We start from the raw sequence: 14,619 nt of genomic DNA, 5'->3' as shown, positions 1-14,619 counted from the left end.
TGTTCTACCAAGGAGGAAACAATGTCTCTGAATATCAAAGACCGCGAAGCTCACCACCTGGCAAAGGCGCTTGCCAAGGAAACCGGCGAGACAATGACCCACGCCGTCACCGAGGCACTGCGGGAACGGCTGCAACGCGTCAGGCAGCATCACAGGCCCGAAGCTACGGTCGCTGAGCTGCTCGCGATTGGACGCCGCTGCGCCCGCGCCTTGAAAGGCCCTGCAGTCGATCATGTCGCGCTGCTCTACGACGACCGGGGTATCCCGCGATGATCGTGGACAGCTCGGCGTTGCTCGCGATCCTCTTTGCTGAAGAGGATGCCGAAATTTATGCGCAGGCGATCGTCGAGGCAGACTCGTGCCGCATCTCCGCCGCAACCTTCGTTGAAGTAGCAATCGTCATTGAGGCTCAGACAAAAGATGCTGGGGCGCGCCAGTTCGACGCGTTCTTCCGGCAAAGCGGAATTGTCATTGAGCCTGTGACTGAAGAACAGGCGCATGCTGCACGGCAAGCCTATTCGGATTTCGGGAAGGGGCGTCATCCGGCCGGGCTTAACTTCGGGGACTGCTTTTCCTATGCGCTCGCCAAAACAGCCAGCGAGGCTCTTCTGTTCAAGGGGGAAGATTTCAAGAAGACCGACATTACGTCCGTTATTTGAAGTGCGAAGAAAGTGAACAACCATGAAAAATGACACCATCGGGACGCTCCGCGGGAGCGGCAACATCTACCGGGATTTCGACAAGCCGGACGCCGACGTGCGGCAATTGAAGGCGATTCTGGCGACCGAGATCATCAAGGTGCTCGACAAGAAGGGGTTAAGCGTCCGGAAGGCGCAGAGCCTTACGGGAATCGACGCGGCCGATTTTTCGCGGGTCCGAAATGCGGATTACTCTGAGTCCGGTGTGTGCGTCAACTTGGATTTGCGTTTGCGCATGGATTCCCCTTTCAGATTGATCTTGTAAGCGGTGTGCACCAGCCGGTCGAGTAATCAGCAGTACCGAGTAATGCGCAGGAGATCCCGGATTTGGCTGCGATGGCGCTATTCCCGATGGCTCTCCTGCACATTACTTGGCATGGTTTATAGAGAATCAAGCCAGCTCAGAACGTCCTCATCCTTCTGCCAACGTGGTTCACGAACGCCCTTTGTCGGCGGCGCAACTTGTGCCAGGGCGGCGCGTTTGGTGGCGAGATTGGCTTGGGCGTAGTGCGCCGTGGTATCAATGCTCGCGTGTCCAAGCCAGCTGCGAATGACGGCGATATCAACTCCGGCGGCCACCAAGGCAACTGCCGCGGCATGGCGAAATGTGTGCGGCGAGATGTCTTTCTTTGCTAAAGAGGGTGTCGTTTGCGTCGCGGACCTCACATACTGCGCCAGCTTGAATCGCACGCCGGAAGCGCCGAGCGGCTGGCCATGGCGGTTGACAAACAATGGCTCGTCATCGGGGCGTGGTTGACGACTCAAGAGTGCCCTTAAAAGCTGAATGGTCTCGGGCCACAAGGGACAAATGCGCTCTTTGCGGCCTTTGCCGACGAGGTGTACCGTTGCCGGTGCGGCAAATCGAATGGCGTTCGGGCACACATCGAGCGTTTCTTGAATCCGCGCGCCGGTGTTGTACAGGAACGACAACAGCGCATGGTCGCGCTGACCGCAAAGCGTGCTGCGATCAGGTTGAGCGAGAATCGCCTCGACTTCGTTGGCATCGAGATAGCACAACGCAGGGCGAGCAGCGCGCTTGGTGGGGATGTGCAAGACGGCGCTGCATTGCGCGAGCGCTGACGGCTCGCGCGCGGCGAGGAACGCGAAGAACGCCCGCAGCGCCGCCAGGCGACAGTTGCGCGTACCAATTGAACCGCGACGAACGCGTTCACCGTCCTCAAGGAAGTCGAGCGCGATTTTATCGGTCAAATCCTCAAGACAGAGTTGGATCACCGGCCGGTGGCATCGCTCCGCGGCAAAGCGAAGGAACAGTCGCCACGTATCGCGATAGGAACGGATGGTGTGCGGTGAAAGGTTGCGCTGTTGGGTCGCCCACTCGTAAAAAAACGCCCGCAGCAGCCGTGGCAGATCCGCTGCCCCGTTCATGATGCACCGCCTTCGAGATGCAGCACGTCGGCACCGCCCGCGGCGCGGTAGCGTTCGCAGGCGTGCTGCAGTAACTCCTGGGTGACCGTAAGGTAGGTGAGCGTTGAGTGCAGGCTCTTGTGTCCGAGATAAGTCACTAGATATTGCAGTCGCGGCCCCGCGTCGATCCCTTCGCGGTACCACGCGAGCATGCGATTGACCACAAACGCGTGGCAGGTCATGGATACGCGGGCCCGTGCGGCCGCGGCCCGTCTTCAGCCCCGAACGGCGCAGCACGGCCACCAGCATCTTCTCTGCGCGGACCAGAGAATAGCGGCCCTTGCCCCGCGCGTGCCAGAAAAGTGGCGAATCCGGATCGGCAGGACCGCCAGCGCGTCGGCGTGCGTCGAGATAATCGCGAAGCGCACTGAACGCACTCTCCGCGAGCGGCAGACGTCGGGATTTATAGAACTTGGTGTTGCGGATCTCAATGGCAGACTCCGCCCAGAGCACATCACCTACGTTCAGGCGCACGATCTCGCCGAGCCGAAGTCCGGCACAGTAGGCAAGCACCACCATGGTGTACAGGGTTGCTGGCAACAGCGGCCAGCGCGGTGCCGGCCACGTGCGGGCGATCTCCAATACCAGGCTCACCTCGGCGGGCGAGTAGATGTAGGGCCGCCGATACTGTCTGCGGACCTGTCGCTGCAGTCGCGGGTCCCGGGGCAACAACGCCGCTGTCGGATCGATACGCCGCATCGCCCGGCTGAGTTCGGCCGCGAGCTCCGCACAGTCCCAGACATGGGCAGTCGTGGGTGGGAATTCACTCCACGCCTGCACCATCGTTTTAAGCGGTTGGCCGGTGAGATCGGGACGTGTTTGAAGGAATCGGTCGAAGGCGGCAAACCGCACCTCTTGGCGGGCATAGCGGCCCCATCGCCCGCATCAGCACGAGGTGGTCCCGCATGAACGGCCCGAGCGGGCTTGCCCATCGCGGCAACGGACGCAGTGCTTTAAGCGCCTCGGTCGGATCGGTGCTGGCAAGCGCCCGCACGATGGGCGCGAGCCTGCGTTCACCATATCGATCGCGAAGGGTCCCGAGCGGGTTGGTGGTGAGCGCGCCGTCTCGAACCAGGACATCGAGAAAGCGATTGACGATGCCGGCACGATCGATGAGAAGGGAAAGCGGGATCTCGACCGCTCGGGCCTGAATCCAGGCGGTCACGGCACTTTCGCCGAGATCATCCCCATTGCCGCGCTTGAGCATGAACCGCTGAAAGGCCGCGAGCTCCATGCGGTATAACCGCCGCGTCTTGTCGGTGCGCACGGTGAGTGATCGCGCATATCGATCAATCACGGCGTAGCCGTCATCCAGCCATCGGTTCATGGCGCACCTCCCGCGATCGGCAGCGGCAGGGCAACGGTGCGCAACTCCTCGCTGTCGAGCTTGAGATATACGGCGGTCGAGCGGCTTGCCCGATGTCCAAGCAGGTCGCTGATCGTCTTCATCGGCACGGCGGCGCGCAAGAGCCCGACGGCATGAGCGTGTCGAAACAGATGCGGACCCCGTTTACCGGTAGGCCAAACGCCCGCCGCAGCCATCCGTCGGCGAACGAGCGCGTGCAAGGATGATCCCCTACCGAAGCCCTTACGCGGTGCTGACGTGCGAATAAATACCTCACGGGCGATGGTCTTGGGACGGCCGCTTTGCAAGTAAGCCAACAACGCTTCGCCAACGGCCGGTAGTAGCGGCAAAACGGTGGTGCCGCGGACCTTCGTGTGACGAATGACAAGAGTGTTGGCGCGCCAATCGATATCATCCAGGGCCAGCCGTACGATCTCACCCGCGCGCAGTCCGTACCTGGCCAGCAGCGTGAGGATCGCAAAATCGCGCCGACCGCATGCCGATCGACCCCGGCGGGTCGTCTTCAGGATCTGCTCGATCTCCTGGGGTTTGAGTATCGATGGAATGTTCTCAAACTCGTAGAGGGTCGGATGAATCATTGAGCGGGAAAGATCGACGGACAGGTGTCCGGCACGATGCAAAAAGCGCAAGAAACTGGCCAAACGAAGGGAGACCAGCTTTAACGTAGTTCGCCGAATTCCCGCGGATCGAAGCTGTAAATACTGATCAATCTGCCGAACCGACATCCGAAGGCGGTCATCCCGGCCGCCCTGACGGATATACCAGGTCAGAAATCGTTGCGTCTCCTCGAGGTGCCCGTCAATGGTCGAGGCGGCGAGGCCGCGACAGTCCGCGAGCCAGCGGCGGTAGTCGCGGCACAGTGTCTGCGCGAGTGCTTCGCCCCGGTTCCTCGGCAGAGGCACGGGTGGCCACGGTGGACGCGAAAAGCGCAGCAGCTGGACCACCCCGTCCGTACACCAGGTTCGCCAGGCCTTCCTGTTGTTCGGCCTGCGCCCGTGGCGGTGACGGTAGTCTTGAAGTTGGCGGCGCATAAACATCGCCACGTTCGCTGGCTGCACCGCGTCGAGTGCGATGCCGCGTTCTCGTAGGTACTGAAGGAACTCGTGGGCATTCGAACACAGATGCTCAATGGACTGCGCACAGTAGCCGACCGCCTGCAGGCGGCCACGCAGATCATCGAGCAAGCGAAGCTGCTGAGAAGAGGAAAGTGGCATGGCTGTATCTCCTGAGTGAGTGAACTGCCACACCCAGGATGCGCCTCGATAATGGCGAGGTCATATAAGCCATTTGCACGCTAAAAGCTGTACACCAACAAGCTACTGCGCATTACTCGGTACTGCTGATTACTCGACCGCCTCGTACACAACGCCTATCGGATCACCCTCAAGGGTGAGTCGATGCGCAAGCGAAAGGCAAAAAAGTTGACGAGCGACACCGCCTCCACGTAACAATACGACCCTGCGTCGCTTCGCTCCGACTGCCCCGGCCGAATCGCCGTGGAACCGGTGGCCGAATCACGCTGGAATCGCCGGCCGGAATCACCCGTTGGAATCACCGGTTGGAATCACCGCGCGCCTGTGGATCGCGCCAAATCATGGGGAGCCCCATATAGGCCGGTCAGGTCGAAGATGGGTCGAGCCGAATGGGGTCTCCCTTCCCAGCCGCTGCCTTAGCCGGTCCCCCTTCCGGGGATGCTCCTCGGACCTCGAAGCGTTCGAAGAGGGAAGCAGCCTGTTCGCCCGCCTGGCGCCACGCATCTCCCCCGCCGGGCCCGGCTTGCCGCTCATTGAGCAGGCCTACCCCGCGGCGCGCCTGCCACACGTAGTGCCGTACCCCGCGGTCGGCGAGCCAACGCGCGAAGCCTAGCAGTTCCTCCGGCATCGCCTCATCATACAGCGTGGTGCGCACCTCGTAGGCGATGCCGCTCTCGAGCACCAAGTCGAGGCTCCGGCGAAACCGTGCACCGGCCCCGCGCACCCCCGTGATGGCCTCGTAGCGATCGAGCGGCCCCTTGGCGTCGAGGCCGATCCAATCGACCAGCGGACCCTCCGGCGAAGACCGGTCGAGCAGCCGCGCCAGACGCTGCGGGTAGATCCCCGCCGTGTGCAGCCCGACCTCGAACCCCAGGGCCTTCACCTGCGCGAGGGTCGCCTCGAGGGCCGGCTGTGCCGTGGGCTCCCCGCCACTGAACACGACGGCGTCGAGCAGCCCCCGCCGGCGCTCCAGAAAATCCCGCACCCGCTCCCATCCGATCCCCGGGCCGCTCGAGGCAGGCAGCAGGTGGGGGTTGTGGCAGTAGCCGCAGCGCCACGGACATCCCTGGCAGAAGACCACCGCCGCCAGGCGCCCGGGGAAGTCGATCGTGGTCAGCGGGACGAGTCCGCCTAGGCGCAGCTCCTGCACCGCGCCGCCTCCTCCCGGGGCAGCGTCGCTTCTGCCCGCGCTTCCAGGAAGTGCCGCCGCTCGGCGTGTTCGGACTGCTTGCCCGGATTGAACTCCGACACCGGGCGGTGGTAGCCCATCACGCGCGTCCAGACCTCGCAGGGCTGGCGCTCCGCCTCCGTCAGCAGAATTTCCGTCTCGGTCATTTCGTTCATTTCAGTTCTCCTCTGAGTGGTTGGGTGGATTCGCCGGTCAGGCCGATGCCTCCGCGTGGCCGGTGGCTTCGGTGTGGCTGGCGCGCTTGCGTACGAGAATCTCCTCGTCGCAGCGCGGACAGAACCGGTGCTCGCCGGCCAAGTAGCCGTGCCGGGGGCAAATGGAGAAGGTCGGGGTCACCGTGATGTAAGGTAGCCGGAACCGCTCGAGGGCCCGGCGCACGAGCCGCTTGCACGCCTCCGCACTCGAGAGCCGCTCGGCCATGTAGAGGTGCAGCACGGTGCCGCCGGTGTACCTCTGCTGCAGCGCCTCCTGACGCTCCAGGGCCTCGAAGGGGTCGTCCGTGAACCCCACCGGAAGCTGCGTGGAGTTGGTGTAGTAGGGCTTCTCCGGCGTGCCGGCCTGCAGGATGTCCGAGTAGCGTTTGCGATCCTCCTTGGCGAAACGGTAGGTCGTGCCCTCCGCGGGCGTCGCCTCCAGGTTGTAGAGGTGCCCGGTCTCCTCCTGGAAACCGACGATGCGCGCGCGCACATGATCCAGAAGCCGGCAGGCGAACTCGTGCCCCCAGGCGGTGGTGATGTCGTGCTCGTCCGCGGTGAAGTTTCGGATCATCTCGTTGACGCCGTTCACCCCCAGGGTGGAGAAGTGATTGCGCAGCGTGCCGAGATAGCGCTTCGTGTAGGGGAACAGGCCCTCGTCGATCAGCCCCTGCACCACCTTGCGCTTGATCTCGAGGCTCTCCTTGCCGATCTCGAGCAGCGCGTCGAGCCTGCGGTACAGCGCGTCCTCGTCGTCCCTGTACAGGTACCCGAGCCGGGCGCAGTTGACGGTTACCACCCCGATGGATCCGGTCTGTTCAGCGGATCCGAACAGACCGTTGCCGCGCTTGAGCAGCTCCCGCAAGTCAAGCTGCAGGCGGCAGCACATCGAGCGGACCATGTGCGGTTGGAGGTCGGAGTTGAGGAAATTCTGGAAGTACGGCAGTCCGTATTTGGCCGTCATCTCGAACAGCCGCGTGGCATTCTCCGAGTCCCACGGAAAATCCGCAGTGATGTTGTAGGTGGGAATGGGAAAGGTGAACACCCGCCCCCTGGCATCGCCGCGCGTCATGACCTCGATGTAGGCGCGGTTGATGAGATCCATCTCCGGGCCCAGCTCACCGTAGGTGAAGGGCATCTCCTCGCCGCCGATCACCGGGCGCTGTTCCCGCAGATCCTCGGGGCAGACCCAGTCGAAGGTGAGGTTGGTGAACGGCGTCTGCGTGCCCCAGCGTGAGGGGACATTGAGGTTGAACACCAGCTCCTGGATATGCTGGCGCACCGACTCGTAAGGCAGGGCGTCCTTGCGCACGTACGGCGCGAGATAGGTATCGAAGGAACTGAAGGCCTGCGCCCCCGCCCACTCGTTCTGCAGCGTCCCCAGGAAATTCACCATCTGTCCCACGGCACTCGAGAGGTGCCGTGGCGGTGCCGCCTCGACTTTTCCCGGCACTCCGTTCAAGCCCTCGGCAAGCAACGTGCGCAGCGACCACCCCGCGCAGTAACCAGAGAGCATGTCGAGATCGTGGATGTGCAGATCCGCGTTGCGGTGCGCCTCGCCCACCTCGGGCGGATACACATGGCTGAGCCAGTAGTTGGCGATCACCTTACCCGAAACGTTCAGGATCAACCCGCCCAGCGAGTAGCCCTGATTGGCGTTGGCGTGTACCCGCCAATCGGCGCGTGTGAGGTACTCCTGGATCGAGGACTCGACGTCCACCAGGGTCTTGCGGTCATCGCGCAGCCGGCGGTGCTGCTCCCGGTAGACGGCGTAGGCCCGCGCCACGCGGTAGTGGCCCGCGCGCATCAGGGCGAGTTCCACCTGATCCTGGATGTCCTCTATGTGGACGGAGCAGCCGGTGGCGCCGGGCGCCGGATGGCGAAACAGGGCTCCGGCCACCTGCGCCGCCAGATCCCGCACCGTCAATGCGACTCCCTCGGCATGCTCGGCGCCCTCCACGGCCAGAAACGCGCGGGTCAGGGCGCGCTCGATGCGATGCGCGTCGAAGGGCACCGCCTTACCGTCACGACGGATAACCCGGCAGACGTCGAAATGCACGGGCGCGGTGGCACCGCTGCAGGCGGCACCGCCCGGCACCGCTTCAAACGGTTGCCCCGGCGCCAGCGCGGGCGCCAACTCCGGCGCAGCCGTTGCCTGCGGGGGTGGGGTGTCGGTATCGATATTCATGGGCGCCTCCCGCGTCGGGCTCGTACGGATCGCGTGCCTGCGCGGCGGGCGGCGGGATAAGGGAGCGACCGCGCCCGGACGACGCGGGCGGCCGACCCCTCACCCGAGACCTGTGTCGCGAAGGCCTGGGTAGTCCACGAGCGGGGCTGCTACGGGCAACGACGCCCTTGCGGACTCCAAAGCCCGCTGTCCCGCTCGCCCTCCGCCCGGTCTTCGGACTCGGGGGCGGGTCGGACCCCAACCGGAGTGCGACGGGCCTCGATGCACGGCTTCCCACCCCTGACGGGACAGTGCCTGGAAGGCGAAATTTCGGCCCCCCGCGTGCACCTCGTTCCCCCTCACCGCTGCGCGTCAGTCCCGGAGTTGCACCGGGTTCCCATCTCGGAAAACACAACATATTGTGTCTCTGACGGAGGTGATATACAAAATATGCCCCAATCACCGGAATGTCAATCCTACTCTTCCGGGCACGCCGTGGGTTTCCGCCATGTTTGATTTCGGTTTCTGGGAACTGGTCGTCGTGCTGGTCGTGGCGCTGCTCGTCGTCGGCCCCGAACGGCTGCCGCAGGTTGCCCGTACCGCCGGACTCTGGATCGGCCGCCTGCGGTGCATGACCGAGGGGATGCGCGAGGAGATCCGGCGCGAACTGGAGGCCGAGGAGCTGAAGAAAGGTCTCCGGGACCTGAAGGACGAGAGCGGCATCGACGAGCTGGAACGGGAGATGCGCGCGACCGACGGCGAAGTACGCGACGGACTCGAGTCGGCGCAACGCGCGGTGAACCCGCCCCAGCGCTACGAGATCCTGGAGAGGGATTCGGCGGAGGACGGCGGCCCGGCGGGTGCTGCGACAGGCGATCCCCAAGGCCCGTCGCGCCCACGCGCGCGCGCCGAGGCCGCACCCCCGCCCGCGGACGCCGCCCCCGAACCCGCACCGCGACCCGCGCCCGCGCATCCGGCGGCGCACCGGGACGGAACCCATGCCGGCAAAGCCCGAGGGCGACGCGGAGAGGGGAGACGAGGAACAGCCGTTCGTCTCCCACCTGATCGAGTTGCGCAGCCGGCTGTTGCGCGGCATCGCCGCGGTGGTCGTCATCTTCATGGGTCTGTCGGTCTATGCCGACGCTGGCAGTTGTAGAGAGCGCGGGCGGAAGTTCGCGAACCGCTACGGCTTGCGGGTGTCGAGGGAGCGCTGCAGGTGTTCCCGCGCCGCCTCGTCGAGGGTCTCGCGGCGGGCGGTTTCGCGGATCCAGCGCAACTGGTGCGCATAGCGGCGGCAGGCCCCGCAGATCAACAGGTGTATGCGCAGCAGCAGCCATTGCCAGCGCGGCAGCCGGTGCTCGCATTCCTCGGACAGCAGGCGCGTGGCATCCCGGCACACAAGGCCCGGCATCGGCATGCGGTGACGCGGCGGCGGGTTCGAGGCCGGCGATGGCGCGCAACAGGGTCGTCTTGCCGGCGCCCGAGGGGCCGAACAACGCGGTCACCCCGCGCGCGGGCGCCTCGACGCGGGCATCGAGCACGAACCCGCGCCGCTCCAGGCGCACGCGACCCGAGGCGGCGGTTGATCGTGTACACCATCAACAGGACCAGGAACGAGAACGCCAGCAGGCCGGCGGAGATGAGGTCGGCGCGCGCGTACTGCAGGTCCTAGACGTGGTTGTAGACCGCGATCGAGGCGACCAGGGTGCGGTCGGGGATGCCGCCGCCGATCATCAGCACCACCCCGAACTCGCCGACGGTGTGGGCGAAGCCGAGGGTGGCCGCGGTGATGAACCCGCGCCGCGCGAGCGGCAGGGCGACGGTGAAGAAGCGGTCGAACGGGCCCGAGCGCAACGTGGCGGCCGCCTCCAGCGGGGCGCGCCCCTGGGCCTCGAAGGTCGCCTGCAGCGGTTGTACCACGAACGGCAGGGAGTAGACGACCGAGCTGGCCACCAGGCCGGCGAAGGTGAACGGCAGCGTCGAGCCGGTCAGGTGCAGCCAAGCCGCGCCCAGGGGGCTGTGCGGTCCGAGGCCGACGAACAGGTAGTATCCGAGCACCGTCGGCGGGGGCACCAGGGGCATCGTTACCAGCGCCTCGACCGCCTCCGGGGCGCCGAAGGCCAGCGTGGCCCCTGCCGTGTTGGCGAGATCCACCGAGAGCACCGTACCCTTGGGCTGACCCAGGGCGAGGCGACTGACATCGCGCACGGGAACCGGGCCGTAGATCAGGGCGCACCCGTTGCGGCGCACCACGCGATAACCTTCCGGTTCGCCCGAGCCTGCGGTGGTCCGGGGGCTTGCTACGCGCGCGGATCCGCGCGAAGAAGGCGCTGAAGCGCCGATCCCCCCGGCCGCTGCACTCGAGGTACGGCGCCTCGCCCACCCGGATCATGTCGGCTCCGGCGCCAACAGCCGCTTGAGCCCCGGCTTGGTGGCGGTGGACAACACTTTTGCCTCGCCGGTCAATCAAAATCCGCTGACCTTCGGCGCGGACCTCGTGGTGCATGCGGCCACCAAATACCTGGGCGGTCACTCCGACCTGACCGCGGGCGCCTTGATGGGTCGGAAGGATCTGCTCGCGCCGGTGTGGGGCTGGCGCAAGAACCTGGGGCAGACCATTACCCCGGAGATCGCCGCTCAACTCGCCCGCAGCCTGCGGACTCTGACGGTACGGGTGGAGCGGCAGAACCCCAGCGCCATGACGATCGCCGAGGCCATGCGCGCCCATCCCGGGATCGAGCGCGTGCTCTACCCCGGTCTCCCCGACTTTCCCGGCCACGACCTTGCCCGCCGGCAGATGACGGGGTTCGGCGGGATGTTGACCATCGAGGTCAAGGGCGGCGGCGAATCCGCCACGCGCGTGGCGGACGCACTTCAGCTTTTTGCCCTTGCCCCGTCCCTCGGCGGTACCGAGAGTCTGGTCACCCAGCCCTGTACGACCACCCACCACGGACTTGCCCCCGAAGAGCGCCGCCGCCGCGGCATCTCCGATGCCATACTGCGCCTGTCGGTGGAACTGGAGGACGCCGGCGACCTGATCGCCGATCTGCGACAGGCCCTCGGCTGATCCACGGGTGAGCGGCCCGGAATCCTCGCCCGCAGGCCGCCTTCCGGCTTCGACAGCCGCCGCGGCCGGGTTCGGTGACGAGGCGGCTGCGCGGTTGACCCTCCACGGCCGGCGGGCGTGCCGGGAGGCGGTGCGGGAGTCCCCGATGTCGCCGGAGCGCCGGAAGTGGTATCGTAATAGCTGAAGAACATACGTAAATACAATACTTTATGCTCCCATAAGGTGAACTTGGAGGCTGGCATGCCAATCGGTCCGCGGGAGATCGTCACTCCGTTCCGGCCCATCCCGCTGGAGGTCCCCGAGGGGATGAAGCCGAACGAGTTCTTCAACAGCACGGAGAACCTCAACGATCTCGCCACCAACAACGGTCTGTTGACCAACCCCGAGGGGCTGCTCCTCTATCGCAAGGCGCTGGGGCATTCGGTCGAGTTCGACACCTCCATCATCTACAACACGTCCCACACGATTCTCGACCCGCTCGGGCGGCCGGCGCGCCGCACGCAGGTCCCGGAGCAGGTCCTGCGGGTGTGGAACCGCATGAACCAGATCATCGTGGACTTTATGCTCGAGCGCTATCCGGACCCGCAGGAGCACCTGGTGCTGGCCGGGGAGGCGAGTCTTGATGCCACCTGGCCGCTGACCTCGCCGGGCGTGCCGAGCATCCGCATGCTGCACAATCATTTCATCGTGTTTCCGCTGGAGCGGCTGCGCGCGGCGAAGCTCGCGGATCCCAAGAACGCGAACCTCACCGACGGCGGCCAGCATTCGCTGTTCGAGAAATACATGCACGGGGTCTACCGCGAGTTCATCTGCAAGGCGCTGCACCTGGAGGTGCTGCGACCGATCAGCGACGAATCGGCGCGGCTCGAACTCACCGGTTATCCGCACGGTCTGCCGAGCTGGGAGATCCCCGGCGGCGCCGCGACGCTGCAGGACATCCGTTTCTGGCACGAGTACGATCTGGTCCTGAAGGGCTTCCTGGACTTCTATCGCACCTTTTTCAGTCAGGTATCCGTTCGCAACGCGCCAATGCTGCCGGACCTGTACTTCCCGGAGTCGGTGGAGAGCGTGCTGTTGTTCGACAACGATTTCCTCAAGACTGCGAAGATGGTGCGCGAGCGCTGCATCCGCGACGCCGCCTACGCCAACGCGATCCGCTGGCAGCCGGCCTTCAAGCAGCTCATCTACCGCAACGACGCCGGCAAGCTCGTGGTGACCATCAGCCAGAACTCCATCGGCAACGCCATCACCGAACTCCTTGGGGTGGTTGTGAAGCGGATTCCCGATGCGCCCGCCTACGAGCGGCACGAGCCGGCGCTGCTGGAACGGCTGCTGGAGGTGCGACGGCGGCTGATCGAGGCGGACCTCGGCGAGGGCATCGCGACGCGCCAGTGGGGGGCGGACTGAGGCCGCGCAGCGGGGGTCTTTTCCGACGACGGCGGACCATGGAGCCCCGGCGGACCAGTCGGCGTTTGCGATCCCGGACACGGCGGACCAGTCGGCGGTGTTCAGTAATGGGGATTGGCAATAAGCCGTTGAGAATAGAGAACGATTGAGAGCCCATGAGATGCCAGCCATCATGTCGATAGACGAACGTCAGGAGAAAATTATCGGTGAATTCGAGAACCTTGGGGACTCGATGGAAAAGTATCTATACCTTATCGAGTTAGGTCGGTCGGCTCCCGCTCTGGACGATGCATATAAGACCGGCAAAAATCTCATCAACGGATGTCAGGCAGAAGTGTGGTTGCGAGGGTATGAGGCGGCAGGCAGAATCCACTTCGAGGTAGATAGTCCTTCGTTGATCGTCAAGGGCATCGCGGTTCTGCTTGTCCGTGTGCTTTCCGGGGAATCCCCTGCTGCCATCCTCGACGCCGAGCTGTACTTCATCGAACGTATCGGCCTCAAGCAGCAGCTTTCGCCGACGCGCTCGAACGGACTTTTCTCCATGGTCAAGCGAATGCGCTCGATTGCTCAGGCTTGCACAGACGAAGACGCGTCCATCCCCGCGGCTGGAACCAAAAAGGAGACAAGTCGATGACACTTGAAACCGTTACCACCCAACAGGTCGCGACCTGGGCTGCAAAAGGGGGCGTCGAGTTCATTGATGTCCGCTCGCCGGATGCCTACAACGGCTGGTGCCTTGGGGGTGAGCTGCGTGGCGGGCACATCCCGGGGGCGAGGAGCTTGCCCGCGAAGTGGGCAGCCTACATCGATTGGCTCGACATTGTGCGCTCGAAGGGAATCGAGCCGGGAGCCACGGTGGTTCTGTATGGGGATGCAGACGAGGATCTCCAGACCGTCGCTCGTTTGTTCCTTCGGGCGGGTTTCAAGGATGTTCGGGTGTACCGGAATTTTACAAAGGAGTGGTCCCCGCGAGCCGAGCTGCCCATGGACCGATTGGCACGCTACGCTCATCTCGTGCCGCCCGAATGGGTTCACGCCCTACCCGCCGGTGCCGCCCCGCAGGGAAGTGATACAGGCAGGACCGTGATCTGTCACTGTCACTATGGCAACGCAGGGGACTATGAGGAAGGACACATCCCAGGCGCGATTTCTTTGGACACGCTTGCGCTCGAATCCCCCGAGACCTGGAACCGCAGGACACCGGACGAGCTGCGGGAGGCCCTGGAGGAACATGGGATCGCACATGACACGACCGTAATTCTGTACGGGCGGGACTCATCTCCCGGGCCGAACGATGCCTTCCCGGGGAAAAGCGCTGGACACTTGGCCGCGATGCGCTGTGCCTTCCTCTTGATGTATGCCGGAGTCGAGGACGTGCGGGTGCTCAACGGGGGACTGCGGTCCTGGCAGGATGCCCGGCTACCGGTCTCGAGCAAGGCTACAGTGCCCGCCCGCGTGGCTGCTTTCGGACTGAAGATCCCCGCTCATCCGGAGATCGTCCTGGACACGCCCGAAGTGAAAGAACTCCTTGCCTCGCAGGACGGCTATCTCGTCGGCATGCGGAGCCGGTCCGAGTTCGAGGGCAAGGTGAGCGGGTACAATTATATTGAGGCGAAAGGCCGGATTCCGGGAGAAATATTTGGCAACTGTGGGCGAGATGCTTACCACATGGACAACTTCCGCAACCCCGACAGCACTACCCTGGAATACCCGCAAATTGCAGCGGCGTTGAAAGCGGCCGGGATTGTTCCGGGCAAACAGGTCGTGTTCTTTTGTGGGACCGGCTGGCGAGCCAGCGAGGCTTTCTACAACACCTGGTTGATGGGATGGGAGAAAATCGCCGTCTACGATGG

General features: G+C 64.4%; 12 protein-coding genes, 3 pseudogenes and 1 riboswitch. Of the genes and pseudogenes, 8 read left to right on the top strand and 7 right to left on the bottom strand.

The window, feature by feature from the left end; translation table 11 throughout:
• Positions 1 to 21 precede the first annotated feature (21 nt).
• Genes B7Z66_14365 through B7Z66_14355 form a run of 3 tightly spaced genes read left to right on the top strand, consistent with a single transcriptional unit; the run spans position 22 to position 963 of the window.
• Positions 22 to 273 carry a transcription factor gene (locus B7Z66_14365; protein ID OYV75055.1) on the top strand — a complete coding sequence of 84 codons (252 nt, stop codon included), beginning with the start codon at positions 22 to 24 and terminating at the stop codon, positions 271 to 273.
• The gene (locus B7Z66_14360) at positions 270 to 659 is read left to right on the top strand and encodes a VapC toxin family PIN domain ribonuclease (protein OYV75054.1); all 390 of its coding nucleotides are present in this window, start codon (positions 270 to 272) and stop codon (positions 657 to 659) included. The genes B7Z66_14365 and B7Z66_14360 overlap by 4 nt, the downstream gene beginning before the upstream one ends.
• Before the next feature lie 22 nt (positions 660 to 681).
• Positions 682 to 963, top strand: coding sequence for a hypothetical protein (locus tag B7Z66_14355; GenBank protein ID OYV75053.1), 282 nt, complete (start codon positions 682 to 684; stop codon positions 961 to 963).
• A gap of 116 nt (positions 964 to 1,079) precedes the next feature.
• Here B7Z66_14355 and B7Z66_14350 read toward each other — a convergent pair whose 3' ends face one another.
• From B7Z66_14350 to B7Z66_14325, 6 genes and pseudogenes are all read right to left on the bottom strand, one after another.
• The gene (locus tag B7Z66_14350) at positions 1,080 to 2,084 is read right to left on the bottom strand and encodes an integrase (GenBank protein OYV75052.1); all 1,005 of its coding nucleotides are present in this window, start codon (positions 2,082 to 2,084) and stop codon (positions 1,080 to 1,082) included.
• A pseudogene (locus B7Z66_14345) lies at positions 2,081 to 3,450 on the bottom strand (hypothetical protein). The gene B7Z66_14350 and the pseudogene B7Z66_14345 overlap by 4 nt, the downstream one beginning before the upstream one ends.
• Positions 3,447 to 4,703 carry a hypothetical protein gene (locus B7Z66_14340; protein OYV75051.1) on the bottom strand — a complete coding sequence of 419 codons (1,257 nt, stop codon included), beginning with the start codon at positions 4,701 to 4,703 and terminating at the stop codon, positions 3,447 to 3,449. The pseudogene B7Z66_14345 and the gene B7Z66_14340 overlap by 4 nt, the downstream one beginning before the upstream one ends.
• A 403-nt stretch (positions 4,704 to 5,106) precedes the next feature.
• Positions 5,107 to 5,883, bottom strand: coding sequence for an anaerobic ribonucleoside-triphosphate reductase activating protein (locus tag B7Z66_14335; protein OYV75058.1), 777 nt, complete (start codon positions 5,881 to 5,883; stop codon positions 5,107 to 5,109).
• Positions 5,874 to 6,077 carry a hypothetical protein gene (locus tag B7Z66_14330; GenBank protein ID OYV75057.1) on the bottom strand — a complete coding sequence of 68 codons (204 nt, stop codon included), beginning with the start codon at positions 6,075 to 6,077 and terminating at the stop codon, positions 5,874 to 5,876. Before B7Z66_14330 ends, B7Z66_14335 begins: the two co-directional genes overlap by 10 nt.
• Positions 6,078 to 6,123: 46 nt before the next feature.
• Positions 6,124 to 8,313 (bottom strand): ribonucleoside triphosphate reductase, encoded by a 2,190-nt coding sequence (locus tag B7Z66_14325; protein ID OYV75050.1) that lies wholly within the window; start codon positions 8,311 to 8,313, stop codon positions 6,124 to 6,126.
• Positions 8,314 to 8,499: 186 nt separating this feature from the next.
• Positions 8,500 to 8,742: riboswitch (cobalamin riboswitch) on the bottom strand.
• A gap of 58 nt (positions 8,743 to 8,800) precedes the next feature.
• On the opposite strand from B7Z66_14325, the pseudogene B7Z66_14320 reads away from it, so the two are divergent.
• Positions 8,801 to 9,286, top strand: a pseudogene (locus B7Z66_14320) (twin arginine-targeting protein translocase TatB).
• 314 nt (positions 9,287 to 9,600) lie between these two features.
• On the opposite strand, the pseudogene B7Z66_14315 reads toward B7Z66_14320, so the two are convergent.
• A pseudogene (locus tag B7Z66_14315) lies at positions 9,601 to 10,374 on the bottom strand (hypothetical protein).
• A gap of 202 nt (positions 10,375 to 10,576) precedes the next feature.
• Here B7Z66_14315 and B7Z66_14310 point away from each other — a divergent pair.
• From B7Z66_14310 to B7Z66_14295, 4 genes are all read left to right on the top strand, one after another.
• Entirely contained in the window at positions 10,577 to 11,359 is a 783-nt protein-coding gene (locus B7Z66_14310; protein OYV75049.1) for a hypothetical protein, read from the top strand.
• 240 nt (positions 11,360 to 11,599) lie between these two features.
• Positions 11,600 to 12,766, top strand: coding sequence for a hypothetical protein (locus tag B7Z66_14305; GenBank protein ID OYV75048.1), 1,167 nt, complete (start codon positions 11,600 to 11,602; stop codon positions 12,764 to 12,766).
• Between the two features lie 172 nt (positions 12,767 to 12,938).
• Positions 12,939 to 13,400 (top strand): Fe-S metabolism protein SufE, encoded by a 462-nt coding sequence (locus B7Z66_14300; GenBank protein OYV75056.1) that lies wholly within the window; start codon positions 12,939 to 12,941, stop codon positions 13,398 to 13,400.
• Positions 13,397 to 14,619, top strand: a 1,223-nt coding sequence (locus B7Z66_14295; protein OYV75047.1) for a thiosulfate sulfurtransferase, incomplete at its 3' end; no start/stop codon positions are given. The genes B7Z66_14300 and B7Z66_14295, both read left to right, overlap by 4 nt.

Source organism: Chromatiales bacterium 21-64-14, assembly GCA_002255365.1.
Taxonomy (GTDB): Bacteria; Pseudomonadota; Gammaproteobacteria; order 21-64-14; family 21-64-14; genus 21-64-14.
The sequence above is the reverse complement of the archived record's forward strand: the minus strand, read 5'-3'. Positions and strand labels throughout refer to the sequence as shown.

What these genes read in the sequence shown, in the direction of transcription:
- B7Z66_14365 (OYV75055.1), top strand. Translation starts at nt 22, where the DNA reads ATGTCTCTGAATATCAAAGACCGCGAAGCTCACCACCTGGCAAAGGCG.
- B7Z66_14360 (OYV75054.1), top strand. Translation starts at nt 270, where the DNA reads ATGATCGTGGACAGCTCGGCGTTGCTCGCGATCCTCTTTGCTGAAGAG.
- B7Z66_14355 (OYV75053.1), top strand. Translation starts at nt 682, where the DNA reads ATGAAAAATGACACCATCGGGACGCTCCGCGGGAGCGGCAACATCTAC.
- B7Z66_14350 (OYV75052.1), bottom strand. Translation starts at nt 2,084, where the DNA reads ATGAACGGGGCAGCGGATCTGCCACGGCTGCTGCGGGCGTTTTTTTAC.
- B7Z66_14340 (OYV75051.1), bottom strand. Translation starts at nt 4,703, where the DNA reads ATGCCACTTTCCTCTTCTCAGCAGCTTCGCTTGCTCGATGATCTGCGT.
- B7Z66_14330 (OYV75057.1), bottom strand. Translation starts at nt 6,077, where the DNA reads ATGACCGAGACGGAAATTCTGCTGACGGAGGCGGAGCGCCAGCCCTGC.
- B7Z66_14325 (OYV75050.1), bottom strand. Translation starts at nt 8,313, where the DNA reads ATGAATATCGATACCGACACCCCACCCCCGCAGGCAACGGCTGCGCCG.
- B7Z66_14305 (OYV75048.1), top strand. Translation starts at nt 11,600, where the DNA reads ATGCCAATCGGTCCGCGGGAGATCGTCACTCCGTTCCGGCCCATCCCG.
- B7Z66_14300 (OYV75056.1), top strand. Translation starts at nt 12,939, where the DNA reads ATGTCGATAGACGAACGTCAGGAGAAAATTATCGGTGAATTCGAGAAC.